This is a genomic window from Telluria aromaticivorans (assembly GCF_013003915.1).
In the GTDB taxonomy this organism is placed as follows: domain Bacteria; phylum Pseudomonadota; class Gammaproteobacteria; order Burkholderiales; family Burkholderiaceae_D; genus Telluria; species Telluria aromaticivorans.
This window is the reverse complement of sequence record NZ_JABAIV010000003.1, coordinates 312,421-337,710: the sequence shown is the minus strand read 5'-3', so window position 1 is coordinate 337,710 and position 25,290 is coordinate 312,421. Positions and strand designations below refer to the sequence as shown.

Sequence of the window (25,290 nt, the reverse complement as noted above, 5' to 3'; positions counted from 1 at the left end):
AAAGCGGTCACTCATCCTGCGCCGATCGTGATGCTCGGCTTCGCGCTGGCGATCCTGGCAGGCACCTTGCGGCTGATGCTGCCCGCGGCCGTGCCGGCGTAGGGTGGCCGGGTCCACCCGGGCGCGCGTGCAATTCCTGCATGCACCGTGGCCGATGTCCCGATGCCTGCCGCCCGGGACTGTCGTTCCTGGAACCTGGCGCCGTGCGCGCGGCACGCGGCGCTACCGGCGCATGCTATATTTTCCAAATACGGCATCGAGGGCAGCACAGCGAGGTCCCATGGATCCACCCCCTAACCGCATCGCGATCACCACCGGCGGCGGGGATGCGCCCGGCCTGAACGCCGTGATACGCGCCGTGGTACTCGCAGCCGGCCGGCTGGGCTGGGAATGCCACGGCATCCGCGACGGTTTCAATGGCCTGCTGGCGCCGGCCGGCTGCCTGGGCGAGCCGGTCGTGCCGCTATCGGCCGACGCGGTGCAGGGCATCGGCCATCTCGGCGGCACCATCCTCGGCAGCACCAACCGTGGCAACCCCTTGCGCTTCCCGGTGCGCCAGGCCGACGGCAGCATGGCCGAACAGGACCGCTGCGGCGAACTGGCCACGCTGTTGCGAAAGCGCGGCTTCGATGCGCTGGTCGCCATCGGCGGCGACGGCTCGATGGAGATTGCCGAGCGCCTGCACCGGCACGGGCTGGTAGTGGTGGGCGTGCCCAAGACCATCGACAACGACCTCGACCACACCATCCAGACCTTCGGCTTCGACAGCGCCGTCGGCTTCGCGACCGAATGTATCGACCGCCTCCACACCACCGCTCACAGCCAGCACCGCGTCATGGTGGTCGAGGTGATGGGCCGCTACGCCGGCTGGATCGCCCTGCACGCGGGGATCGCGGCCGGCGCCCATGCAATCGTGCTGCCTGAAATCGATTTCGACATCGATGCGGTCGCCGCTGCCATTGCCCGGCGCGACGCGGCCGGCCACCGCCATGCCATCGTGGTGGCGGCCGAGGGCGCGCAGCCGCGCGGCGGCGCGCGCGCGGTGCAGGCCACAGCCGGGATCGGCCAGGCCGAACGCCTGGGCGGCATCGGCGCCTGGGTCGAGGCGCGGCTGGCCGAACGCTGCGGCAAGGAATGCCGCAGCGTGGTGCTGGGCCACCTGTTGCGCGGCGGCAGCCCGTCGGCCTTCGACCGCGTCGTCGCCGCGCGTTTCGGCGCGGCCGCCGTACGCGCGCTGGCGCGCGGCGAGTCCGGCGTCATGGTGACCCTGGGCGGGCAGGACATCGGCACCGTGCCGCTGGCCCAGTTGGCCGGCCGCAGCCGGCGGGTCCCGCTGGACGGCGACACAATCCGCACCGCGCTCGAGCTTGGAATCTGCCTGGGCTAAAGTTCCGTTCGCGGCATTAAGCTGGATCAGACGCCCGACCTGCGCGACGCCTATGCTGGCCTGATCCGCTGATACAGGCGGGAGCCGAATGTGAACAATGCTACCGGTGGGCGCAATGCCAGTCAATTAGTGAGAAACGCAGGGTGGGCGTAGTTCAGTCCAGTGGACTGAACTACGCCCACGCGGTGATAGTTGCGATGTGAACAACCGCACGGGCTGCAGTATGGTGGTTTGAACGCGTGGGCAAGGTAAATCAGGCCAATGCCCTAATGCCAGTCAATTGGTGAGAACCGTAGGGTGGGCGGCTTGTAACCCGGGCCACTGGCCCCGGTTACCCCACGCGGTGATAGTTGCAATACGAGCCGGCGCACGGGCTGCAGCACCGTAGTTTGAACGCGTGGGCAAGGTAATTCAGGGCAATGCCCTGAATTACGAATTGCCCACCCTACGAGATACCGGCGGCGCTTAGTTGATCGGCATTAGGCCAATGCCCTGATTTACGAATTGCCCACCCTACGAGTCACCGGCGGCTCTTAACTGACCGGCATTAACCGGTGGGCACGACTTTCCCTTGCATGAACGCGGCAAGCCTGCGGCCATGCCGGCGCCGCCCAGCTGCCATGAGACCGGTTCATAAGTGCTCACCCGGGCTGGCGCTGGCGGCCCTGCTGGCCGCCGCCTGTTCGCCACCGACACTACCGAGGAGATGACATGGACAAGATCGCATTGGTCACTGGGGGCACGCGCGGGCTGGGCAGGGCAATCGCCATCGCCCTGCGCGACGCCGGCTGCCGGGTCGTCGCCACTTATCACAGCGACGATGCGGTGGCGCGCCGCATGCAGGACGACACCGGCATCCTGGCCCTGCGCTGGGACGTGGCCGACCTCGACGCCTGCCGCGATGGCGTGGCCCGGGTCGAGGAGCTGCTCGGTCCGGCCGACATCCTCGTCAACAACGCCGGCATCACGGCGGATGCCATGTTCCACAAGATGAGCCCGGAACAATGGTGGCAGGTGATACACACCAATCTCGGCTCGGTGTTCAACGTGACGCGCCAGGTCATCGGCGGCATGCGCGCGCGCCATTACGGACGCATCGTCAACATCAGCTCGGTCAATGGCCGCAAGGGGCAGGCAGGGCAAGCCAATTATGCTGCCGCGAAAGCCGGCATGCTCGGCTTCACCAAGGCGCTGGCGCTGGAAAACGCCGGACACGGCATCACCGTCAACGCAGTGGCGCCGGGTTATTGCGATACGGCGATGATGGCGGCGGTGCCGCCCGAGGTCTTGCAGGGGATCCTCGCCACCATACCGGTCGGCCGCCTTGGCACCCCGGAGGATATCGGCCGGATGGTGGCCTTCCTGGCTTCAGAAGGCAGCGCATTCGTTACCGGCGCGACTTTCGACGTGAACGGCGGCCAGTACCTGGGCTGAGGACATCCGGCTTCACGGCAGGGCCAGGCGCGAGGACGCCCCGGCCTCAGGGCTTGCGAAAAAACCTCCAGGGCAAGTGGGGCGGCAATCCGCCGCTGAGTCGAAGACAGTGCGCTAGTACGGCGAAACGAGGCAACGCAGCCATGGAGGAATTTTTCACAAGCTTTCAGGGCGCGAGCACGTATTGCCCTGGCGCCGGGCCCAGGTCGGGCCCACCCTGCGGCGGCCGGGCGGGTGGGCCGGCGCGCGCCGCCAGCCATGCCTCCCAGGCCGGCCACCAGCTGCCCTGGAACTGCGGCGCATCCTGTAGCCAGCGCTCCGGATCCATATACGGGTCATCCGCCGCTGCGGTGGCCAGTTGGTAGCTGCGACCGGCATCGCCGGGTGGCGCGACCACGCCGGCATTGTGCCCGCCCGAGGTCAGCAGGAAGCTGACTTCGGAATCCGTCAGCAGGCCGATCTTGTAGACCGAGCGCCACGGTGCGACATGGTCGGTGCGCGTGCCGACCGCGAAGATCGGCACCTCGATGTCGGTCAGCGCGACCGGCTTGCCGTCGACCTGGTAACGGGCGCTGGCGAGGTCGTTGTTGAGGAACAGGCGCCGCAGGTATTCGGAATGCATCCGGTAGGGCATGCGGGTGGCATCGGCGTTCCAGGACATCAGGTCGGTATGCCGGTCCGGCACGTCGAGCAGGTAGTGGCGCAGCCGCCGCGACCAGATCAGGTCGTTCGAGCGCAGCAGCTGGAAGGCGCCGGCCATCTGGCGGGTGTCGAGGTAGCCCTGGCTCCACATCGACGCTTCCAGGAAGCTGACTTCGCTGTCGTCGATGAACAGCGACAGCTCGCCCGGTTCGGTGAAGTCGACCTGGGCCGCCAGCAGGCTCAGGCTGGCTAGGCGCCGGTCGTGGTCGCGCGCCATGGCGGCGGCGGCGATCGCCAGCAGGCTGCCCCCCAGGCAATAACCGCAGGCATTGACCTGGGACGCGCCGGTGTCGCGCACGATCGCGTCGAGCGCGTCCATGATGCCGAGCCGGCGGTAGTCGTCCAGGCCAAGGTCGCGGTCGCCTGCATCGGGGTTCTTCCACGAAACGACGTAGACGGTGTGCCCATGGGCGACCAGGTAGCGCACCAGCGAATTCTGGGGCGACAGGTCGAGGATGTAGTACTTCATGATCCATGCAGGTACGATCAGCAGCGGCGCCGCGTGCACCTCGGGCGTGACCGGGTCGTAGCGCAGCAGCTCGGCCAGGCGGTTGCGCAGTACCACCTTGCCAGGCGTGCACGCCACGTCGCGGCCGGGCTGGAAGCTGGGCAGTTCGGTTTCGCCGTTCGCGCTGCGCCAGGTGTCGCCGGCGGCGCGCAGGGCGCCTGCCACCAGGTTCATGCCGCCGCGCTCGCAGGTGGTGCGCAACACCACCGGGTTGGTTGCGACGAAGTTCGACGGTGCGACGCAGTCGAGCAGCTGGCGCGCGACGAAGGTGGCGACATCGGCGTGATGGCGCGACATACCGCGCACGCTATGGGTAGCGCGGTGCCACCATTGCTGCTGCAGCAGGAAGCCCTGGCTCAGCACGTTGTAGGGCCAGCGGTGCCAGTCGGGCTCGGCGAAGCGCTTGTCCTGCGCCAGCGGCGTCACCGGTTCGGCCAGGCTGGGCGCAGCGGCGCCGGCGCAATACCGGAGCCAGCGCAGCGACGCCGAGGCCGCGTGGATCGCCAGTTCGGCCTGCTTGTCGGGCGACAACAGAAGGTGGCTGCTCCAGTCGAACCAGGCCATGGCCAGCGCGGCCGGCGACACATTGCCGCTGAAGCGGCCCAGCCAGGCGTGCAGGGGAAGGTCGATCGCGGCATGGCCGACGTCGGATTCAGGGTAATCATGGTGCGTGCCCTGCCAGGCGCTGGCATCGCGCTCGTGCACGCCATGGGGCGGGAATCCGGGCTGGTTCATCGCTGCTCCAGGCATGGCATCAGTGCGCCAGCAGCACCGGCATCGGCGCACGCTCGAGCAGCACCCGGGTGACGCCGCCCAGCAGGATCTCGCGGTAGCGGCTGTGGCCGAACGCTCCGGCGACCAGCAGCCCGGCGCCACCGGCGCGAGCGATGTCCAGCAGGGCGTCGCCCGCCGCGGCTTGCGTGCGCTCGTTGACGACGTCGACGCGGACGCCGTGCCGGGCCAGGAACAGCGCCATGTCGGCGCCGGGCTCGTCGCCGTGGAGGCCTGATTCGCGGTCGGAATTAACCAGCGCCAGGATCACCGTGCTGGCGCGCACCAGTATGGGGAGGGCGGCCTGGATCGCGCGGATCGCCGGCACGCTGCCGTCCCAGCCGACGACGACACTGTCGGCAATGGTTGCGCCGTCGTAGGCGGGCGGCACCACCAGCACGGGCCTGGGGCCGTGCAGGACGAGGTATTGCGGCAGCCCGCGCGACGTGGCGGACTCGCCCGCGTCCTGGCTGAGCACGACCAGGTCGGCGTAGCGTGACTGCAGCAGCAGCGCCAGGCGCTGCTCGTCCTCGATCATGCGCTCTTCGTGGGATTGAACGCCCAGCCTGCGCGCCTGCGTGGCAAACCCCTGCAGGCTGGTGTGCGCGGCCTTGCGCATGGCATCGAAGTCTTCGCGCGGCGCTAGCCGCATCGAACCGGCCAGCAGGACGAAGGCCGGCCATGACAGGCCGGTGGCGGCGCTGCCCACCAGGTGCGCCTCGTGCGCGTTGGCCAGCCAGGCGGCGGCCTGCAGCCGGGTGTCCATTGACGGGCTGTCATCGACATGCACGACGATCGTCTTGTACATGGCTGGTCCTTTCGTTCGTAGTTCGCTCGGGTGGGCAGGGGGGCCGTCCTGCCAACTTTACGCCGGGGCCGGGCCCATGTCAGGCGCGCGAATGACGCAGATCAAATGTCAAACAAATATCTTGGTAGTAATGGAGCCAATGCCCGCGGACTTACCGGCGCCGGGGGCCTTGCGGCGCCCGCGTGCAAGCGCGGCCACCAGGATTCTGCATTCACGTCGCCGGATCCCGCATCAGCCGGACTTGCTGCGCGCCTGCGCCGCCACCACGTCAAGCAATTCGATCGGCAGCGGGAACACGATCGTCGAGGACTTGTCGCCCGCAATCGCACCGAGCGTCTGCATGTAGCGCAGCTGCATCGCCCCCGGCTGCTGGGCCAGCACGAAGGCGGCCTGCTGCAGCTTTTCCGACGCCTGCAGCTCGCCCTCCGCATGGATCACCTTGGCGCGCCGTTCGCGCTCGGCCTCGGCCTGGCGGGCGATGGCGCGGATCATCGACTCGTCGAGGTCGACATGCTTGATCTCGACATTGGCCACCTTGATGCCCCAGGCGTCGGTCTGGGCATCGAGCACCTGCTGGATGTCCAGGTTCAGCCGCTCGCGTTCGGCCAGCATTTCGTCGAGTTCGTGCTTGCCGAGCACGGCGCGCAGGGTGGTCTGCGCCAGCTGGCTGGTCGCTTCCATGAAGTTGGCGACCTGGATGATGGCGCGCTCGGGGTCGACCACCCGGAAATACAGCACCGCGTTGACCTTCACCGACACGTTGTCGCGCGAGATCACGTCCTGGGTGGGCACGTCGAGCACGATGGTGCGCAGGTCGACCCGCACCATCTGCTGCAGCACAGGGATGATGATCACCAGCCCCGGCCCCTTCACGCCCCAGAAGCGCCCCAGCTGGAACACGACGCCGCGTTCGTATTCGCGCAGCACCCGGATCGCCGAGGCGAGCAGCGCCAGCAGCAGGAAGAACAGGCCGCCAAGGCCGATACCGATACCGGAAAACATCGTCACACTCCTCAAGGTTGAACCACGGGGACGACTTCCAGGGTCAGTCCGGCCCGGCCGACGACCCGCACGGTCTGGGACGGATGCAGCGGCTCGACGCTGACGGCCCGCCACAGCTCGCCTTCGATGCGGACCCATCCTTCCCGGACATTCCTGGCAGCGACGTTCTCGACGGCGCACAATGACCCGATGAGGCTGGCCGCGCCGCTGGTTACCGGGCGCCGGCGCGTTCGCAATGCCAGGCGCGCCGTGCCGAACAGGATCAGCGCGCTGGCCACGGCGAGCGTGCCGACCAGGCCTGGCGGCACGCCATAGCCGGGCAACTCTGTATCAATGAGCATGAGGGCGCCGGCAACGAAGGCGGCGATCCCGCCCAGCCCGAGGATGCCGAAGCTGGGCAAATAGGCTTCGCCGATCATGAAGGCCAGCCCGAGCACGATGAGGGCCAGGCCCACGTAATTCACCGGCAGCAGCTGCAGGGCATACAGCCCCAGCAGCAGGCAGATGGCGCCGATCACGCCCGGGGCCACCGCGCCCGGGCTCATGAATTCGAACACCAGCCCGTAGATGCCGATGGTCATCAGGAGCAGGGCGACCCCGGGATTGGTGATCGCCGCCAGCACGTCGGTGCGCCAGTCCGGCAGGAACTCGACCAGCACGGCGCCCTTCAATGCCAGGCGCCGCTGCTGGCCCAACACCACGACCGTGCGTCCGTCCAGTTGGGCCAGCAGGGCGGGGACGTCGGCGGCGACATATTCGATGACATTTTGTTGCAGGGCTTCGTCGGCGCTCAGGCTGACGGATTCGCGCACCGTGCGCTCGGCCCAGTCGGCATTGCGGCCGCGTAGTTGCGCCAGTCCACGCAGGTAGGCGGCGGCGTCGTTCACGAGCTTGGCCTTCATGGCGGACGGCGTATCGGCCTTGCCGGCGCCGGCCTCGCCTGGCCCGTCTTGTTTCGGCGGGGCGCCCGGGACCGGCCCGCCGGGGCCCGGCTGCTGGGGCCCGATCCCGATCTCAACCGGCGTGGCCGCGCCCACGTTCGTGCCCGGCGCCATGGCGGCGATATGGCTCGCATACAGCAGGTAGGTGCCGGCACTGGCGGCGCGTGCACCGCCCGGCGCCACATAGGCGGCGACCGGCACCGGCGACGCCAGGATTGCCTTGATCACCGTGCGCATCGAGGTGTCGAGTCCGCCAGGCGTGTCCATTTTAAGGATGAGCAATTGCTGCCCTTGCCCGGCCGAGCGTTCGATGCTGCGCCCGATGTGGTCGGCGTTGGCCGGGCCGAGCGCGCCGTCGATCGTCAGCAGGCCGACCCTGGCGGCGCCGAAGGCGGGGCGCGGCAGGAGTACGGCCAGCAGCAACAGCAACAGCGGCAGCGCGGCGCAGGTGCGCACGAGTCCCTGCCATCGAGGGCAGTCCTGCGAACCTGGAACCGGTGCGTGTCGATGTTCCTGCACGGCGGGCATGGCGGACCCTTCCCTGGGCGGCTGGGCGATGAGTATCAAGCCCGTTTGACACCTCAGGCATGGTCCATAGTTCCCGGTAGTTTACTGCCCCCCGCACGCGGGCCGCCGACCGCAGGCGACTGAGTGCGAACCGGGGGTGGAACCGTCGTAAGTGTGGCAAGCTGGCGGCGTGATGAAAGAATGAACGGAGACATGAGCATGGTCGCAAACGTGCGCTACCGCCCGGTGGCATTCGGCGACGACGCAGTACAGGTCCGGCAGGCCGATGGCGCAAGCTATGTGACGGCCGTCGCGCCGCTCGGCAGCTATGCGGTGCGCACGACGGACCGACTGCGCCACTGGGCGCAGGAAGCGCCAGGCCGCAGCTTCATCGCCCGCCGCGGCGCCGACGGCGCCTGGCGCCACATCAGCTATGCCGAGGCGCTGCAGCAGGCCCGGGCGATCGGCCAGGCGCTCCTGCAGCGCGGCCTGTCGTCCGGACGCCCGGTGGTGATCCTGTCCGGCAACGACCTCGAGCACGCCATGCTGGCGCTGGCCTGCCAGTACGTCGGCGTGCCGTATGCGCCGATTTCCCCTGCCTATTCGACGCTGTCGCAGGACTTCGGCAAGCTACGCCACATCATTGAATTGCTGAACCCCGGCCTGGTGTTTGCCAGCGATGGCGCAGCCTTTGGCCGCGCGGTGGCGGCGACCTGCGGCGCCGATGTCGAATTCGTGGTCGTCGGCGGGAGGCCGGCCGGGCGCGAGGCCACGCTCTTTGCGGCGCTGGAACGCACGGTGCCTACCGGCGCAGTGGACGAGGCCATGCTGGCCGTTGGTCCCGACACCATCGCCAAGTTTTTGTTCACCTCCGGCTCGACGGGGCTGCCGAAAGCGGTGGTGAACACCCACCGTATGTTGTGCAGCAACATGCAGCTGCTGCTGCAGGCCTGGCCCTTCCTGGCGGAAGCGCCGCCGGTGCTGCTCGACTGGCTACCATGGAACCACACGTTCGGCGGCAACAAGAACGTCAACCTGGTGCTGTTCAACGGCGGCACCCTGTACATCGACGACGGCAAGCCGACCCCGCAACTGTTCGAACAAACGCTTGCCAACCTGCGCGAGATTGCACCGACCATTTACTTCAACGTGCCCAAGGGCTGGGATGACCTGGCGCAGGCGCTGGCGCACGATCCCGCGCTGCGCGACACCTTCTACAGCCGCCTGAAACTGCAGTTCTATGCCGGCGCCGCGCTGGCCCAGCCGGTGCTGGACCAGCTGCACGCCGGCGCCGAATCTGCTTGTGGCGAACGGGTCCGCATCAGCTCGGGGCTGGGCATGACCGAGACCTCGCCCTGCGCCCTGTTCGCGATGAGCGAGGACGCGCAGGCGGGCGAACTGGGTATTCCCGGGCCCGGCATGGAGGTCAAGCTGGTTCCTTGCGGCGACAAGCTCGAACTGCGCTATCGCGGTCCCAGTGTTACGCCCGGCTACTGGAAGGCGCCGCTTGAGACCGCCGCAATGTTCGACGAGGAAGGTTTTTTCCGCTCGGGCGACGCCGTCAGGTGGCTCGACCCCGGGGAGCCGCGCCTTGGCTTCGTATTCGATGGCCGCGTGGCAGAAGATTTCAAGCTCGTCACCGGCACCTGGGTCAGCGTCGGGCCCTTGCGCAACCGCGTCGTGCAAGAAGGCGCACCGTATGTGCAGGATGCCGTCATTACCGGTCATGATCGCTCCGACATTGGCCTGCTGATCGTCCCCAACCTGGCGCAATGCCGCACGCTTGCCGGATTGGGCCCTGCAGCGACTGCGGCCGAGGTGCTGGCGGACAAGGCGGTGCGCAGGTTTTTCGATGGACTGGTCCAAGGCCTTGGCCAGGCCAGCGGCAGCGCAAGCCGTGTAGCACGCGCATTCCTGCTGGTCGAGCCGCCCTCGGCCGAGCGCGGCGAAGTCACCGACAAGGGTTCGGTCAACCAGTGCGCGGTCCTGGGCCACCGTGCAGCCCTGGTCGAGTTGCTCCATGCAGGAAAGGATCCGGGAATCTTTTACCCGGGCCAGGATGCGGAACGCCCCAGGTAAATGGTCGTCCGCAGGCCTACAGGGTTGAGTGTGCACTTGGCCGTGAACGATCTATGATTTAAATCAAACAGCCAGCGGATCAGCCGGAACAGAGTGCGTCGCTTAGGGATCGAATGGATATCCGCTGCCGCGCCCTTGCTGGAGGTTGCCATGTACAAGCGTATCCTGCTGCCGACCGACGGTTCCGAGGCGTCCCGGCGCGCCATCCTGTCCGGTGTCGATTTCGCCAGGAGCGTGGGCGCCGAGGTGGTGGGCATGACGGCTACCCGGCCGTTCCACACCCTGACGACCGATGTCGAGATGCTCGAGCAGACCCCGGAATCCTACGAGGTAGCCAGCAAGGCCCGTGGCCAGCGCCTGCTGGACGAGGTGGCCGCCGCGGCGCGCGATGCGGGCGTGCCCTGCAGCTGCGTACAGAGCGTCTCCGACGATCCCTATGACGCGATTATCGGCGCTGCGCGCGACCGCGGCTGCGACCTGATCGTGATGGCCTCGCATGGCTACCGCGGGATCAAGGGCATGCTGCTTGGAAGCGAGACCCAGAAGGTGCTGGTGCACAGCGCCATACCGGTGCTGGTGCACCGCTAGCCGGCGCCATACGAGGAACAGCCATGTACAAGCGCATCCTGGTGCCGACCGACGGCTCCCCCATCTCCGACAGCGCGGTCGCCTCGGCCATCGAGCTTGCCCGCGCGCTCGGCAGCGAGATCGTCGCGCTGTCGATCGCCGTCCCGGAGCCCATGCTGCAGTCGCTCGACGGCGCCATGGTGCTCGATCCCGGCCAGCAGGTCGATGTCCTGCTCGAGCGGGCCAACGAACTGGCCAGCGCGGTCGCCGTACGCGCGCAGGCGGCCGGCGTGCACTGTGTGCCCATTCCCCGGTTTTCGCTGGATCCGGGCGAGGCGATCGTGGATGCGGCCCGCGAGCATGGCTGCGACCTGGTCATCATGGGCTCGCACGGGCGGCGTGGCCTGAGCCGGCTGTTCGCAGGCAGCGTGACCCAGGCGGTGCTGGCCCATTGCGCCGTGCCCGTCATGGTCTTGCATCCGGCGCCGGCGGGGGCGCGCCAGCCCATCTAGGCGTTCCGCACTGGCGGGGCCAGCCGGCAGGGTGCCGGCAGCGCTTAGCCGGCGGCAGCCGGCATCACCAGCGAGGCTGCCAGGTCGCGCAGGGCGCCGGCCAGCTTCGCGTCCAGACCGGGAACCGAGACCGCCAGCGCGTCGAGCGCCAATGCGATTTCGTTGGCGCGTTCTGCCAGCAGCGCCCTGCCTGCTTCGCGCTGGGGCAGGGCCAGGCCGCTGCGCGGCAGGTGGAAATTCATGCCCGCGCAAAGCAGGGGCTCGCTGCCTGCCGGTAGCGTGGTCAGGAGCACGCTGAGCGCGTGCACCACATGCATCAGGCTCACTGCGCCGTCGATTTCCATGCGGCGCGCAGCAGTGGACTGGGGTGTGCCGGTGCCGCTCGCCAGCAGCCGCAGCATGAGGCCGTAGGTGGCATTGGCCAGGTCCAGGACGCGCGCGCTGCCGGGGGCACTGACCTGGCAACCGGGGGCGTCGCCGATCGGCGCGAACATGACGGGGTCCGGCACGATGGGGCGGTGCGGCACGAACGAAGGGGCGTCACGCAGGAAGGCATCGTATTCCGCGGCCATTGCGACGAAGCGTGCGTAGTGCGACTCCTCGCTGTCGCGCCGACCGCCTTCACCCTGTTCGATGATGACTTCGATCGCCTGCATGGCGCTGCGCAGGTCCGTGACCGTCACCAGTCCGGGCAGGTCCATGATGTCGGGGCCGAGCTGGGCTTCAGGGCTGCCCACGAACAGGGTGGACTCGCCCAGGCGTTCGGCCAGGGTCTCGAAGCCCTGCTGGATGCCGCGGTACAGGTGGCCCACGGTGTCGTAGTCTTCTGCCGTCGGCGTAAGCCGGGTGGCATGTGGGCGGCGCTGGTAGTCTGCGGGAGATTCAAAGCCGCTGGCCTGCGCCATCTCCATGCCTTCGGGACGCTCCAGGTAGACGAAATGGGCCAGGGTGTCGCGCCCCAGCGGCGCCAGGCGCACCACCAGGCTGGCCGGGTGGTAGCCCGCCGGCACCGGGAAATTCTGGCGCCGGAAATGCGGCGGCGAGCCGATGCTCATCAGGAGATTGTTCACGCTGGCCAGGTGGGCCATTTCTTCCATGGCGACGCTGCGGATCTCCTTGCGCCAGCGGTCGATCGCTTCGAACTGCGCGGGCGTCACCGATTCAACGGTCGACTGCTTCAGGCTCCAGCCGGCGTACAGGTAGCTGCACATCAGGCCATGCTCGATTTCGGCCGCTTCGGTCAGCAGGTAGATGAGCTGTTCGCGGTCGTTGACGCGGACTTCGTGCTGGTCGGCGGTGGTGGATGGCTTCATCGGGCCACTATACCGGAACCCCACGCTGCAAGCGTGCGCGCGGCCGTAGTCAGGACAGCCGGCGTTCGTTCACGTACACGCACATCTCGGCGGCCGACAAGGGGTGCGAAAAATAATAGCCCTGCACGGCATCGCAGCGCTGTTCGCGCAAGAAGTCGAGCTGCTCCACGGTTTCCACCCCTTCGGCCACCACGGCAATGCCCAGCGTATGCGCCAGGGTGATGATGGCGCTGACGACCGTGCGCATCTCCGGGCTGTACGCCAGCGGGCGGACGAAGGAGATGTCCAGTTTCAGGACATTGATGGGCAGGGTGGTCAGGTGGCTCAGGGACGAATAGCCGGTGCCGAAATCGTCCAGTGCGATCGACAGGCCGCGCTGGCTGAAGGCCTCGAGCACCCCGCGGCCGACGTCGTGGCTTTCGAACAGCGCGTGTTCGGTCAGCTCGACCGAGATGTCGTCCGGCGCCAGGCCGGCAAGGTCCATGGCGGCGTCGATCAGGGCCACCATGTGGAAGTCGGACAGTTCGCGCGCGCACAGGTTGAGCGCCACCGGATGCCGCACCCCGGTCTCGTTGCAGCCGATCGCGTCTTCGCAGGCACGGCGCACGATCCAGCGGCTCATGTCGGTGATCAGGCCGCATTTGCGAATCAGGTCGATCACCTCCGGGATCGGGCGTCCCGCCAGCGCTGGATGGTCGCAGCGCAGCAGCGCTTCCACCGACCTGACCCTGCCGCTGTCGGTGGCGATGATCGGCTGGTACAGCAGGTAGAAGCGTTCTTCGGATACCGCCTGGCGCACTGCCGCCATGTCGCGGCTGTAGTTGCGTGATTCGAGGTCCAGCTCGTGGGTGAAGTAGCCGTAGTGATTGCGCCCGCTGCGCTTGACGCGGTAGAGCGCCACATCGGCCTTGCGCAGCAATTCGCCCGCAATCCAGCCGTCTATCGGTGCGACGGCAATGCCGATGCTGGCCGTGACATGGACTTCGTGGCCCATGACCGCGATCGGCTGGCGCAGCACGGCGACCAGCTTGTCGGCCAGCACTGCGGCATCGACCGGCGAGCCGGCCCCGGTCTGCAGCACGGCGAACTCGTCGCCGCCGAAGCGGGCGACCGTGTCGGAGTCGCGCGTCACGCTGGAGATGCGCCCGGCCACCACCCGCAGCACTTCGTCGCCGGCACTGTGGCCCAGGGTATCGTTGACCTGCTTGAACAGGTCGAGGTCGATCAGGTGCAGGGCCAGCGATCCATTGGTGCGGATGCTCAGCGCCACGGCTTCGTCGAAGCGCTCGTCGAAGGCACGCCGGTTGCTCAGGCCCGACACGGCGTCGGTGCCGGCCTCGCGCGCGGCCGCCTGTTCGCGCCGGTGACGCTCGCTCACGTCCTGGGCAATGCGCATGAAGCCGAGATGCGCGCCGGCGCGGTCGAACATCGGGCTGACGTGGCTTTCGACCCACAGGTCTGGCGCGCTGCCGGGCTGGCGATGCGCACGGGTCGCGGTGATCTCGCCCTGGGCCAGCGCAGCGAGCATCTCCTGCAGGGGTATGCCGGCAGCCTGGTCTTTCGGCGTGAAGATCGCCGCGCAATCCATGCCGGGCATGGCGTCCGACAGGCCGAACAGGGATTGCGCCCCGGCGTTGCAATGCAGGAGAAGGCCGTCGCGGTCGGTGACGATGATGGCCACGCTGGAAGCGCTGGTGAGGATGGCGCGCAGGAGATCGGGGGCCGTCATGACTATCTGTGCTCCTTTGGGACGGCTGGGAAGCTCGAAATGAAGCTTCGATTCATTGTACGCCAGCCAACTGTTGGCGTCGCTTCGTATTTACGCTGTCCCCATGCGCGCCGGCGTGGGCCCGCCACTCGGCTCAGCCCTTGTGACGGATCGCGTCGATCACCAGCGCCAGCGCGCGCGACGCGTGCCGCCGGCTCGGGTAATAGGCGTGCAGGCCAGGGAATTTCGGGCACCAGTCCTGCATCACGCTGACCAGGCGGCCTTCGCGCACGTGGCTTGCGGCCAGGTCTTCGGTGAGATAGGCGATGCCGCAGCCGCTCAGGGCGGCGTTCAGCATGTGGTAGCCGGTGGTGAACATCGCCTGGCCGCGCACCCGCAGTTCCTGCGCCTGGCCCTCGCGTTCGAGCTCCCAGGCGTAGATGCCGCCGCTGCTGGCCAGGCGCAGGGTGATGCAGTTCTGCTTCATCAGGTCTTGCGGCGAAACGGGAACCGCATGCCAGGCGAAATAGGCGGGGGAGGCGACGATCATGGTCTGCACGTCGGGCGTCAGGCGCACCGCGACCATGTCCTTTTCCACCTGGTCGCCATAGCGTACGCCGATGTCGTAGCGGTCGGCCGCGATGTCGACCATGCGGTAGTCGGCGGTGATCTCGACGTGCAGGTCGGGGTATTGCGGGAGCAGGGGCGCCAGCCGCGGCCACAGCACGTTGTCGATGACGTTGTCGATGGCGGTGATGCGGATGGTGCCGGCCGGCTTGTCGCCCAGGTCGCTCACGGCCGCGATCTCGGCTTCGATCTCGTCGATGCGCGGCGCCACGTTCAGCAGCAGACGCTCGCCGGCCTCGGTGGGCGAGACGCTGCGCGTGGTGCGCGTGAGCAGGCGCACGCCGAGGCGCGCTTCGAGCGAGCGCACGATGTGGCTGAGCGCCGACTGGGTCATGCCCAGTTTCGCCGCCGCCCGCGTGAAGCTACGTTCGCGCGCCACGGCGATGAAGACGAGGATGTCGTTGATGTTTTCGCGGGCCATGGGGATCCTGTAGGGACTGCGGTTCATGATTGGAGGTATTTAATTCTAGCAGTGATTGATGAATTGAATTCATAAGCCCATGCAAACAGGCAACCGTTCGTGCCGCCGCTTTGCAGCTACCATGCTCGACTCCCGGGCGCGCTGCTGCGCCTGTGCACCACAGAACAGAAAGGTAAACCCCATGACCGTCCACGCCTACGGCGCCTACGCCGGCGACCAGCCACTCGAACCGATCGCCATCACCCGCCGCGCACCCGGCGCACACGACGTCCAGATCGACATCGCCTTCTGCGGCGTCTGCCACTCCGACCTGCAACAGGTGCGCGGCGAATGGGCCGGTACCGTCTTCCCCTGCGTGCCCGGCCACGAGATCGTCGGCCGCGTCGCCAGCGTCGGCGCCCAAGTATCAAGCTTCCGGCCGGGCGACCTGGTGGGCGTCGGCTGCCTGGTCGACAGCTGCCGGCAGTGCGCGGACTGCGAAGAGGGGCTGGAGAACTACTGCGACAACATGACCGGCACCTACAACTTCCCGACCGCCGACGCGCCGGGCCATACGCTGGGGGGCTATTCGGAGCAGATCGTCGTGCACGAGCGCTACGTGCTGCGCGTGCGCCATCCGGAAGCCCAGCTGGCCGCCGTGGCGCCGCTGCTGTGCGCCGGCATCACCACGTATTCGCCGCTGCGCCACTGGCAGGCCGGCCCGGGCAAGAAGGTCGGCATCGTCGGCATCGGTGGCCTCGGCCACATGGGCATCAAGCTGGCGCACGCGATGGGCGCCCACGTGGTGGCCTTCACCACCTCGGAATCGAAGCGCAAGGATGCCGGGCTGCTGGGCGCCGACGAAGTGGTGGTGTCGCGCGACCCGGCGGCGATGTCAGCGCATGCGCAAAGCCTGGACCTGATCATCAATACCGTGGCGGCCCCGCACGACCTCGACGTCTTCATGGCGCTGCTCAAGCGCGACGGCACCATGACCCTGGTGGGCGTGCCGGCCGAGCCGCATCCGTCGCCGGCCGTCTTCACATTGGTCGGCAAGCGCCGGTCGCTGGCCGGCTCGATGATCGGCGGGATCCCGGAAACCCAGGAGATGCTCGACTTCTGCGCGGAGCACGGCATCGTCGCGGACATCGAAATGATCCGAGCCGACCAGATCAACGCGGCCTACGAACGCATGTTCGAGGGCGACGTGAAATACCGCTTCGTGATCGACAGCAGCACGCTGGCCGCCTGAGCGGAAAGCGACACCGCATGAATCCGAACCTCACTGCCAGCCCCCATTCCGCGGCGCTCGAGGGCGCGCGCCCGGCCGCATGGGGCGCGGTCTTTGCCCTGGCGCTCGGCGCCTTCGTGCTGGTCGCATCCGAGTTCATGCCGGTCAGCCTGCTGACGCCGATCGCCGCCGATCTGGGCATCACCGAGGGACAGGCGGGGCAGGCGATCGCCATCTCCGGCGCCTTTGCCCTGGTCACCAGCCTGTTCATCGCGCGGCTCGCCGGCCGCTTCGACCGCCGGCTGCTGCTCCTGTCGCTGACGGTGCTGATGATGGCGTCCGGGACCCTCGCCGCATTCGCGCCCAGTTATTTCTGGTTCATGGTCGGCCGCGCCCTGATCGGCGTGGCCATCGGCGGCTTCTGGTCGATGTCGGCGGCAACCGCGATGCGCCTGGTGCCGCTCCACCAGGTGCCGAAGGCGCTCGCGATCGTCAACGGCGGCAATGCGCTGGCCACGGTAGTGGCGGCGCCCCTGGGCAGCTTCCTCGGTGCGGCGGTTGGCTGGCGCGGCGCCTTCTTTTGCGTCGTTCCCGTGGCGGCGCTGGCCTTTGCATGGAAGCTGGCCAGCCTGCCGTCGATGCCGGTCCAGCGCGGGCAGGTTCCCTCGAGCGCGTGGACGCTATTGAGGCGCCCGGACGTCGCCTTCGGCATGGCGGGCGCCAGCTTCTTCTTCATGGGGCAGTTCGCGCTGTTCACCTACCTGCGGCCCTTCCTCGAGCAGGTAACCCGGGTCGACACTGCTACGCTGTCGCTGCTCCTGCTGGTCATCGGCCTCGCCGGCTTCACGGGGACGATCCTGATCGGGAGCCTGCTCAAGCAGCACCTGTACCGGACCCTCGTGCTGATCCCGGCGCTGATGGCGCTGATCGCGGTGGCCTTGATCGGCCTGGGCGGCATGCTGCCGGTGGTCGCCATCCTGCTGGGCATCTGGGGACTGGTCGGCACCGCGGCCCCGGTCGGGTGGTGGACCTGGCTGGCCAGAACGCTGCCGAAGGATGCCGAGGCGGGCGGCGGCCTGATGGTCGCGGTGGTGCAGCTGGCGATCATGCTCGGCGCGCTGGTGGGCGGGCTGCTGTTCGACGCCAGCGGCTACCGTGCCACTTTCAGCCTGGGGGCGGGGCTGCTTGTCGTCGCTGCAGTGTTCGCCGTGCTCGCGGCGCGTAGCGGCCGCGCGCACTCGTAACGGTAAGCAGCTCAGGGAATCAAGCGCTCCGCCCGCAGCCTTTCGAACAAATCGAAGAACGATGCATCGGTCGCCTGGTAAGCCGTAAAGCCCAGCCGGCGGCTGTTGGCCATATCGGTCATCACTTCCAGCGGCCGTCCCAGGTCGAGGTCGGTATGCCAGCTTGACGCCAGCCGGTCGAGATTGGGCTCGACCAGCCCATGGCGCCCGGCGATCTCGCGCCATAGCCCGGCGTCGTTCGCCATCGCCGTTTCGAGCGGCTGCACAGTGCCGTTGAAACCCGCGGCCTGTACGCCGAACCACCCAGCCAGTTTCGGCCACAGCCAGCTCCAGCGGAACACGTCGCCGTTGACGATATTGAAGGCTTCGTTGCGCGCAGCGTCGGTGTCGGCGGCCCAGACCAGCTGCTTGGCCAGCATGCGCGCGTCGGTCACGTCCGACAGGCCCTTCCACTGCGCTTCCGAACCGGGGAACTGGAAGGGGCGCCCGGTTTCCTTGCAGATCGTGGCGTAGACGGCGAGGGTGGTGCCGAGGTTCATGGCATTGCCCACGGCCAGGCCGATGATCGTATGCGGGCGGTGCACCGACCAGGTAAAGCGGTCGCGTTCGGCCGCGGCATAAACCTCGTCTTCCTGCGCATAGTAGAAATTCTCCAGCGGCAGGCGCGGCTGGCTTTCGCGCAGCGGGGTGTCGGGCAGGGTGCCCGAGCTGGCATAGGCCTCGAAAGGACCGAGGTAGTGCTTCAGGCCGGTGACCAGCGCGACATGGCGCAGGCTTTTTTGGGGCGAGAGCGCGTCGAGCAGGTTGCGCACCAGCGCCGCATTCACGCGGATGTTGTCGGCCTCGGTATCCTGGCGCATCCAGGTGGTGATGAAGACGTGGGTCGGGTTGATGCCGGCCAGGGCTTGCGCCAGGCCGTCCCGGTCGAGCAGGTCGGCGGCGACGTGGCGGACTCCGGGCAGGTCTTGCGGCGCGCGGCGCGACAGGCCGATCACTTCCCATCCGTCCGCCAGCAGTTCGCGGGCCACGTGGTTACCGCCGATGCCGGTAATGCCTGCGATGAGTGCCGTGCGTTTCATGGGGTTCTCCTGATGACGATGGACGTCCATTCTACGTGGCGGCTCCAGACCCCGCGCACCGTTGCCCACCAACACGGCGGCGGCTCAGTGACGAAGAGACAACGCAGCAATTAACTTCGCTGGTGGGCTTGAAATACTCCCGATATACTCCATTTGGAGTATAAGGAGCCAAAACATGAAACTCGTCACATCCCCGCAGCGCCTGCCCGACAGCGATAAAGTCACCGTCAACGTGGGCCTGGTCGACCTGGCCCAGATGGACCTCTTGGTCAACGAAGGCTTTTATTCGAACCGCACCGACTTCGTGCGGACGGCCATCCGTAACCAGCTCCAGGTACACGCCGAGTCGATCCGGCAAACCGTCGTGCGCAAGCGTTATGTGCTTGGGCAGCACCGCTATTCGCGCCGGGAACTCGAAGAAGTGATCGCCTCGGGCCAGCGCCTCGAGATCCACGTGCTGGGCCTGGCCGTGATCGAAGACGACGTTACGCCGGAACTTGCCGACCAGGCCATTGCCTCGGTCCAGGTGCTCGGCGCATTCATTGCAGCACCTGCCACCCGGCAGGTACTGGCAGACCGCATTCACACGTAAACAGTTACGTCACAAAGGAATTTCCATGAAACAACTCGACCAGTTCGTCCAGCAAATGATGGAATCAGCAAAGCTGGTCCGTTCCAACAACCCTGGCGGCGCCGCCGATGTCATCCAGCGCGCCCTGAAGCAGGCGGGCCTGGTGGCGCCGCAGATGGACGCCATGCGCGACACCGCGCAGGCCGGGTCCGGCGCGGATGGCGAACCTGCCTTCGTCGACCTGAATCCGCCGCCGGCTTTCCAGCGTGCCTCGATGCCGCGCAAAACGGCCCGCAAGAGCCCGCTGCCGAAGACCGCCGATTTCTGGAAGCAGCGCCCACCGGCAGCCCCTGAAGAGCTCGCTCCAGGCACCGTCATCGACGGCAGCTTCGCCTGCAGCGCCGGCCAGCGCCGCTACAAGCTCTACATCCCGGCCAAGGCCGCGCAAGGCCCGCGTCCGCTGGTCGTGATGCTGCATGGCTGCACCCAGGACGCCGCCGATTTCGCGGCCGGCACGGCCATGAACATGGTCGCCGAAGAACAGGGCTGCCTGGTGCTGTATCCCGAGCAGGACCGCAGCGCCAACCATAACGGCTGCTGGAACTGGTTCGACGCGGCCCAGCAGCAGCGTGACCAGGGCGAGCCGGCCATCATCGCCGGCATGACGCGGAAAGTCGTGGTCGAGCAGGGCGCCGATGCGAAGCGCGTGTTCGTGGCCGGCCTGTCGGCGGGCGGTGCGATGGCGGCCATCCTGGGCGCCGAATATCCCGACCTGTATGCGGCGGTCGGCGTGCACTCGGGCCTGGCGGCCGGCAGCGGCAAGGACATGATTTCCGGCCTGCACGCCATGAAGAAGCCGGGCAAGGCGGCGACCCTGGGTAAGGCCGTGCCGATTATCGTCTTCCACGGCGACGCCGATCATTTGGTGAATCCGGGCAATGGCGATGCGGTGCTGCGCCAGTTTGCCGACGCCCACCCAAGGTCGGGCGATGGCGCCCTGACAAAGGAATCGAGCCGTGGCGAGGCGGGACGCACCTATACGAAAACCAGCTGGCGCGATGCAGGTGGGCGCCGCCATGCGGAACAGTGGGTGGTGCATGGCGCGGCGCACGCCTGGATGGGCGGCAAGGCCTCGGGTTCGCACACGGATGCGAATGGCCCCTGCGCCTCGACCGAGATGCTGAACTTCTTCCTGGAGCAGGCCGGCAAGTAAGGAACCAGCGCACGGGCTGCAGCACCATAATTTGAACGCGTGGGCAAGGTAATTCAGGGCAATGCCCTGGATTACGAATTGCCCACCCTACGGTTCTCACTGGTTTCGCAGCCGTGGCTCCGCTTAACGCCGGATCGCGTGCAGCCAGACTGCCGCGATCCGTTCCACGTCTTCGTAGCCTGGCTCGCCGAGCTGCCCGCCGAAGATGTCCGGATCGAGCTCGTCGTATTTCCAGTGGTCGCACAGGGCGTCCAGGCTTGGCCTGATCGCTTCCAGGAATTCGTCGACCGGGCCGGCGATCGCCACGCCGGTGTACAGCATCAGGCAGCCGCCCGGGCGCAGCCGCGCCAGGCTTTCCTTGACGATGCGCACCGACAGCCCGGCGCCGCGCATGCCGCCGCCATGGCGGTAGGGTAGTTCGGACGGGTCCAGCATATAGGGCGGGTTCGATACCACCAGGTCGAAATCCCCTCCTACGTCATTGAGCAGGTCGCTGCGGCAGGCCGTGAGGTTGTGCACTTCGGCCAGCTGCGTGTTCACCATCGTCAAGGCCAGTGCTTTGGTATTGATGTCGGCCGCCACGACTTCGGCATGCGGGAAGGCCCTGGCGATCGCCAGCGCACCGGCGCCGCTGCCGCAGCCGAGGTCGATCGCCCGCACCGGGCCCGAGCCGAGCCAGGCAAAGGCGCGCTCCATGGTGCCGACAAAGCGATAGGTATCGGGCCCGAAGAAGACGGCGTCATCGTCGTCGGTTGGGTAGGCCGAATGGAACACCAGCAATTCGCCGAGCGTCGAGGCGCGCAGCGTCGAACGCAGCAGGCCACCCTCCTGCTCGAGGATGCCGGCATCTCGCATCAACCCCACCAGTTCTGGAGCTACGTCGTTTTCCGCAAACGGGCGGCTCCAGCCGAAGATCCCGCGCAACTCGGCGCTGTGTTCGTTGCCGGTGCGGCGGTTGATGCGGCGGTGGGTGGCGGGCGTGACCGTGACGAAACGGTAGTCCTTGTCGCGCAGGTAGCGACCGAGGGCGACCAGTGCATTGGCATGGGGAGTTGTCATGTTGCTAGGGTCGCACGCAACGGGCATGGGCACCGTGCGCAGCCTAACTTAGGCTTTGGCCTAACGCCAGTCAATTAGTAAGAACCGTAGGGTTGGCGGCTTGTCACCCGGGCCACTGGCCCCGGTTACCCCACGCGGTGATAGTTGCAATATGAGCTGGCGCACGGGCTGTAGCACCGTAGTTTGAACGCGTGGGCAAGGTAATTCAGGGCAATGCCCTGAATTACGCATTGCCCACCCTACGAATAACCGGCGGCTCTTAAGTGATCGGCATTAGGCCCCGGCCCCCATTGGACGCCGAGATATTTCCCCCGCTATGTGAGCACTCGAACATACTGAACCGGGCCCCTTGTCCATACTCGAACAGGCAACTATTCAACTCGCAACCGGGGAAACAGCATGGGCAACAGGGGCGGCATCGATACACCAACCGGCAGGATCGAGCGCGAAGTCGCGCGCGAGCGCCACGAACGCGAACTGCAGGACGAAGCGAAATCAGGGATGGCAACGCCGGATGATTTCCGTACCAAGGATGCGCGCGAGCGCGGCGATACGGGCACGCTCAAGCGCCATCCGGGACGCTGATCAAGAACGAACACGAGGAGGCAAGACGATGAAATGGGAAGGCGACCGACAAAGTGACAATGTAGAGGACCGCCGCGGCGGCGGCGGTGGTGGAGGGCGCTTCGGCGGCCTCGGCGGGAAATCGGTCGGGATCGGCACCCTCGTGATCGCCCTGATCGGCAGCGCCTTCTTCGGCATCGATCCGAGTGTCTTCCTTGGCGGAGGTGAGCCGGTGCCGGTCCAGCAGGGACCGCAGGGACCGGCCGCAGCTCCCGCGAACGACCGGGAGACCCAGTTCGTCAAGACCACGCTGGCCTATACGGAAGACGTCTGGCAGCAAATCTTCAAGGAGCAGGGCGCGCAATACCAGCCGGCCCGGTTGGTCCTGTTCGAGCAGGCCACCGATACCGCCTGCGGTACCGGGCGCAGCGCCACCGGCCCGTTCTATTGCCCGGCCGACCGCCAGGTGTATATCGACCTGAGTTTCTTCCGCCTGATGCAGCAGCGTTTCAAGGTGGAAGGCGAGTTCGCCCAGGCCTATGTCATCGCGCACGAAGTGGGCCACCACGTCCAGAACCTGCTGGGGGTTTCCGGACAGGTGCATAACGCCCAGCAGCGCGCCTCCGAGAAGGAAGGCAATGCGCTGTCGGTGCGCCTGGAACTGCAGGCCGACTGCTTCGCCGGCGTCTGGGCCAACCGCACCAACCAGCGCGAGCAGATCCTGGAGAAGGGCGACGTCGAAACCGCACTGGCCGCGGCCACCGCGATCGGCGACGATGCACTGCAGCGCCAGTCGCAGGGCCAGGTGGTGCCGGACTCGTTCACCCACGGCAGCTCGGCCCAGCGGGTGCGCTGGTTCACCCGTGGCCTGGACAGCGGCAAGGTCGAGCAGTGCAATACCTTCGACGCCCGGCAGCTGTAAGTCGTCCGCTGTAGGACTAGTTCCCGACGGGCGCCCTTGGCGCCCGTTTTGACGTGAAAATGCCGCGTTCGTTTCCGTGCGCGTATCGCCATCCTTGGCGTTTTGACATAACTTGGTTTCACAAGCCCGCCGAGCTGGCCGGCGCAATGAAGCTACCGAGAACCTTATCGAGGAGGAGTTATGCTGGCAATGAACTACCGCGGGCCCTACCGCGTCCGCGCCGAACACAAGCCAGATCCTGTCATCGAGCACCCCGGCGACGCCATCGTCCGCGTCACCCGTTCGTGCATCTGCGGCTCGGACCTGCACTTGTACCATGGCCTGGTGCCCGACACCCGTGTCGGCCACACCTTCGGCCACGAGTTCATCGGCGTGGTGGAAGAAATCGGCCCCGGAGTCCAGAAGCTGAAGATCGGCGACAAGGTGCTGGTGCCCTTCAACGTGTTCTGCGGGTCCTGCTTCTTCTGCGACCGCGAACTCTACGGCAATTGCCACAACATGAATGCGCAGTCCACCGCGGTCGGCTCCATCTACGGCTATTCGCACACGGCAGGCGGCTATGACGGCGGCCAGGCCGAACTGGTGCGCGTGCCGATGGCCGACGTCGGCCCGATGATCATCCCGGACGACATCCACGACGACGATGCGGTGCTGCTCACCGACGCGGTCCCGACCGGCTACCAGGCCGCCGAAATGGGCGACATCAAGGAAGGCGATACGGTCGTCGTGTTCGGCGCCGGCCCGGTCGGCATCTTCGCCGCCAAGTCGGCCTGGCTGATGGGCGCGGGACGCGTGATCGTGGTCGATCACGTCGAATACCGCCTCGAATTCGTCAAGCGCTACGCCCAGTGCGAGATCGTGAACTTCAAGGAAGTGCGCGACATGGCCGAGCACATCAAGAAGATGACCGACTGGATGGGTGCCGACGTCTGCATCGACGCGGTCGGCTGCGAAGCTTCGGGCAATGCCATGCAGACGCTTACCGGCCGCTACATGATGGCGCAGGCGGGCTCGGCCACGGCGCTGCACTGGTGCATCAACTCGGTACGCAAGGGCGGCAATGTGTCGATCGTCGGCGTGTATGGACCGACCTTCAATGCGGTCCCGATCGGCAATGCGCTGAACAAAGGCCTCACCCTGCGCATGAACCAGGCCAGCGTGCGGCGCCACCTGCCGCGCCTGATCGAGCACATTCGTGCAGGTCGCCTGAATCCGAAGGAAATCATCACCCACCGGGTGCCGCTGGAAGAAGTGTCGGATGCGTATCACATCTTCTCGGAGAAGCTCGATGAGTGCATCAAGACCGTCCTGATCCCGCCGAACGCCAACCAGGTGCGCAAGGTTGCGGCCAGCCTAACGAATTAAGGAGCGACCATGGAATCACGCGATATCGTCGAACACAAGCACACGGGTGAGCAAAAGCGCGATCACGACCACGATCACGGCCACATCCAGCAGCACCCCAGCCAGGGCCACATCGCGCCGCGCCGCCCGTCGCGCGACGAGCTGCAGCACATCAATGGCTGGGGCGCCGACCTTGACCGCAAGGACCGTCCCGGCGTGCCGATGGAACGCACCCCGCCGCGCTTCATCAACCAGCCCAAGGGCGACCCGCAGCAACAGCAGGAAAAGGTCGAGGTTCTCGTCTCGAGCGAACGGCCGGGCATCACCCAGCTGTTCGGCACCGTGCAGCCGCCGTCGGGCCTGTCCGGCATGCTCCGGCGCGCAGCCTTCAAGGCCAGCGAAAACGACCTGCGCCACTGGCTGCTCCTGCTGCTGGCCGACCGCGTGAACGTGGTCGAAGGCCTCGCCGAAGACCTGGCGCGCGGGCACATCCCGAACGTGCTGGGCGAGATGGGCATCAAGGCCGAGATGAAGCACAATCCGGCCGGGCTGGCCAAGAAGGTGGCGATTGCCGCTGCGGTGGTGGGGACGGCGGTGTATCTGATGAACCGCCGTGACCGCGATGACGATGATCGCTACGTTCGTTACGAACGCGACAGCACTTATCGTTAACCGTAGGGTGGGCGGGTCTCCCGCCCGCGCGTTCAACCAGCTGGTGAACAGTCGCACAGGCAGCACCACCGTGATTTGAACGCGCGGCCGGCAAAGCCGGCCACCCTACGAGCGCGACTATTGCG

The 25,290-nt window shown here is 67.0% G+C and carries 22 protein-coding genes; 13 read left to right on the top strand and 9 right to left on the bottom strand.

All coding sequences use genetic code 11. From position 1 onward, the window contains the following. Nucleotides 1-280: 280 nt before the first annotated feature. Nucleotides 281-1,387 (top strand): 6-phosphofructokinase, encoded by a 1,107-nt coding sequence (locus HGB41_RS10805; RefSeq protein WP_171084085.1) that lies wholly within the window; start codon nucleotides 281-283, stop codon nucleotides 1,385-1,387. Between the two features lie 711 nt (nucleotides 1,388-2,098). Then, nucleotides 2,099-2,821 (top strand): acetoacetyl-CoA reductase, encoded by a 723-nt coding sequence (phbB, locus tag HGB41_RS10800; RefSeq protein WP_171084083.1) that lies wholly within the window; start codon nucleotides 2,099-2,101, stop codon nucleotides 2,819-2,821. 166 nt (nucleotides 2,822-2,987) lie between these two features. Here phbB and HGB41_RS10795 read toward each other — a convergent pair whose 3' ends face one another. The 4 genes from HGB41_RS10795 to HGB41_RS10780 all read right to left on the bottom strand — a co-directional run bounded on the left by HGB41_RS10795 (nucleotide 2,988) and on the right by HGB41_RS10780 (nucleotide 8,081). Next, nucleotides 2,988-4,766, bottom strand: coding sequence for a PHA/PHB synthase family protein (locus tag HGB41_RS10795; protein WP_171084081.1), 1,779 nt, complete (start codon nucleotides 4,764-4,766; stop codon nucleotides 2,988-2,990). A gap of 19 nt (nucleotides 4,767-4,785) precedes the next feature. Beyond that, the gene (locus HGB41_RS10790; protein WP_171084079.1) at nucleotides 4,786-5,610 is read right to left on the bottom strand and encodes a universal stress protein; all 825 of its coding nucleotides are present in this window, start codon (nucleotides 5,608-5,610) and stop codon (nucleotides 4,786-4,788) included. Between the two features lie 231 nt (nucleotides 5,611-5,841). Then, nucleotides 5,842-6,612: a slipin family protein gene (locus HGB41_RS10785; RefSeq protein ID WP_171084077.1), complete on the bottom strand. Its 771-nt coding sequence runs from the start codon at nucleotides 6,610-6,612 to the stop codon at nucleotides 5,842-5,844. 11 nt (nucleotides 6,613-6,623) lie between these two features. Then, the gene (locus HGB41_RS10780; protein WP_171084074.1) at nucleotides 6,624-8,081 is read right to left on the bottom strand and encodes an NfeD family protein; all 1,458 of its coding nucleotides are present in this window, start codon (nucleotides 8,079-8,081) and stop codon (nucleotides 6,624-6,626) included. 198 nt (nucleotides 8,082-8,279) lie between these two features. Between HGB41_RS10780 and HGB41_RS10775 the strand changes: the two genes are divergently transcribed. The 3 genes from HGB41_RS10775 (at nucleotide 8,280) to HGB41_RS10765 (ending at nucleotide 11,218) form a co-directional block, all read left to right on the top strand. Further along, nucleotides 8,280-10,139 carry a feruloyl-CoA synthase gene (locus tag HGB41_RS10775; protein WP_171084855.1) on the top strand — a complete coding sequence of 620 codons (1,860 nt, stop codon included), beginning with the start codon at nucleotides 8,280-8,282 and terminating at the stop codon, nucleotides 10,137-10,139. Between the two features lie 150 nt (nucleotides 10,140-10,289). Beyond that, nucleotides 10,290-10,727, top strand: a complete 438-nt coding sequence (locus tag HGB41_RS10770; RefSeq protein WP_171084072.1) for a universal stress protein — start codon at nucleotides 10,290-10,292, stop codon at nucleotides 10,725-10,727. 23 nt (nucleotides 10,728-10,750) lie between these two features. Next, nucleotides 10,751-11,218: a universal stress protein gene (locus tag HGB41_RS10765; RefSeq protein WP_171084070.1), complete on the top strand. Its 468-nt coding sequence runs from the start codon at nucleotides 10,751-10,753 to the stop codon at nucleotides 11,216-11,218. Between the two features lie 44 nt (nucleotides 11,219-11,262). On the opposite strand, the gene HGB41_RS10760 is transcribed toward HGB41_RS10765, so the two are convergent. The 3 genes from HGB41_RS10760 to HGB41_RS10750 all read right to left on the bottom strand — a co-directional run bounded on the left by HGB41_RS10760 (nucleotide 11,263) and on the right by HGB41_RS10750 (nucleotide 15,287). After that, complete coding sequence (locus tag HGB41_RS10760) at nucleotides 11,263-12,531, bottom strand: ferritin-like domain-containing protein (protein ID WP_171084068.1); 1,269 nt, start codon at nucleotides 12,529-12,531, stop codon at nucleotides 11,263-11,265. Between the two features lie 49 nt (nucleotides 12,532-12,580). Next, a complete protein-coding gene (locus tag HGB41_RS10755; protein ID WP_171084065.1) occupies nucleotides 12,581-14,260 on the bottom strand; it encodes a putative bifunctional diguanylate cyclase/phosphodiesterase in 1,680 nt (559 codons plus the stop codon). 133 nt (nucleotides 14,261-14,393) lie between these two features. Further along, nucleotides 14,394-15,287 carry a LysR family transcriptional regulator gene (locus HGB41_RS10750; RefSeq protein WP_171084064.1) on the bottom strand — a complete coding sequence of 298 codons (894 nt, stop codon included), beginning with the start codon at nucleotides 15,285-15,287 and terminating at the stop codon, nucleotides 14,394-14,396. A 181-nt stretch (nucleotides 15,288-15,468) separates the two neighbouring features. Here HGB41_RS10750 and HGB41_RS10745 point away from each other — a divergent pair, with 181 nt between their 5' ends. Together HGB41_RS10745 and HGB41_RS10740 are read left to right on the top strand one after the other, a co-directional pair. Continuing rightward, on the top strand, nucleotides 15,469-16,518 hold the full coding sequence (locus HGB41_RS10745; RefSeq protein WP_171084062.1) for an NAD(P)-dependent alcohol dehydrogenase: 1,050 nt from the start codon (nucleotides 15,469-15,471) through the stop codon (nucleotides 16,516-16,518). A gap of 17 nt (nucleotides 16,519-16,535) precedes the next feature. After that, a complete protein-coding gene (locus HGB41_RS10740) occupies nucleotides 16,536-17,741 on the top strand; it encodes an MFS transporter (protein ID WP_171084060.1) in 1,206 nt (401 codons plus the stop codon). 11 nt (nucleotides 17,742-17,752) lie between these two features. Here HGB41_RS10740 and HGB41_RS10735 read toward each other — a convergent pair whose 3' ends face one another. Then, nucleotides 17,753-18,820, bottom strand: a complete 1,068-nt coding sequence (locus tag HGB41_RS10735) for an SDR family oxidoreductase (RefSeq protein ID WP_171084058.1) — start codon at nucleotides 18,818-18,820, stop codon at nucleotides 17,753-17,755. A gap of 175 nt (nucleotides 18,821-18,995) precedes the next feature. Here HGB41_RS10735 and HGB41_RS10730 point away from each other — a divergent pair, with 175 nt between their 5' ends. Both HGB41_RS10730 and HGB41_RS10725 read left to right on the top strand, forming a co-directional pair. Then, nucleotides 18,996-19,412 (top strand): ribbon-helix-helix domain-containing protein, encoded by a 417-nt coding sequence (locus HGB41_RS10730; protein WP_171084056.1) that lies wholly within the window; start codon nucleotides 18,996-18,998, stop codon nucleotides 19,410-19,412. Between the two features lie 25 nt (nucleotides 19,413-19,437). After that, nucleotides 19,438-20,604, top strand: a complete 1,167-nt coding sequence (locus HGB41_RS10725) for an extracellular catalytic domain type 1 short-chain-length polyhydroxyalkanoate depolymerase (protein WP_229422968.1) — start codon at nucleotides 19,438-19,440, stop codon at nucleotides 20,602-20,604. 123 nt (nucleotides 20,605-20,727) lie between these two features. Here the strand turns inward: HGB41_RS10725 and HGB41_RS10720 are convergent, their stop codons facing one another. Continuing rightward, a complete protein-coding gene (locus HGB41_RS10720) occupies nucleotides 20,728-21,663 on the bottom strand; it encodes a N5-glutamine methyltransferase family protein (RefSeq protein WP_171084055.1) in 936 nt (311 codons plus the stop codon). A gap of 399 nt (nucleotides 21,664-22,062) precedes the next feature. Here HGB41_RS10720 and HGB41_RS10715 point away from each other — a divergent pair, with 399 nt between their 5' ends. The 4 genes from HGB41_RS10715 (at nucleotide 22,063) to HGB41_RS10700 (ending at nucleotide 25,165) form a co-directional block, all read left to right on the top strand. Then, nucleotides 22,063-22,248 carry a hypothetical protein gene (locus HGB41_RS10715; protein ID WP_171084053.1) on the top strand — a complete coding sequence of 62 codons (186 nt, stop codon included), beginning with the start codon at nucleotides 22,063-22,065 and terminating at the stop codon, nucleotides 22,246-22,248. A gap of 28 nt (nucleotides 22,249-22,276) precedes the next feature. Further along, nucleotides 22,277-23,149 carry a KPN_02809 family neutral zinc metallopeptidase gene (gene ypfJ, locus HGB41_RS10710; protein WP_171084051.1) on the top strand — a complete coding sequence of 291 codons (873 nt, stop codon included), beginning with the start codon at nucleotides 22,277-22,279 and terminating at the stop codon, nucleotides 23,147-23,149. Between the two features lie 180 nt (nucleotides 23,150-23,329). After that, nucleotides 23,330-24,514, top strand: a complete 1,185-nt coding sequence (locus HGB41_RS10705; RefSeq protein WP_171084049.1) for a zinc-dependent alcohol dehydrogenase — start codon at nucleotides 23,330-23,332, stop codon at nucleotides 24,512-24,514. Nucleotides 24,515-24,523: 9 nt separating this feature from the next. Continuing rightward, nucleotides 24,524-25,165 carry a hypothetical protein gene (locus tag HGB41_RS10700; protein WP_171084047.1) on the top strand — a complete coding sequence of 214 codons (642 nt, stop codon included), beginning with the start codon at nucleotides 24,524-24,526 and terminating at the stop codon, nucleotides 25,163-25,165. Nucleotides 25,166-25,290: the final 125 nt, after the last annotated feature.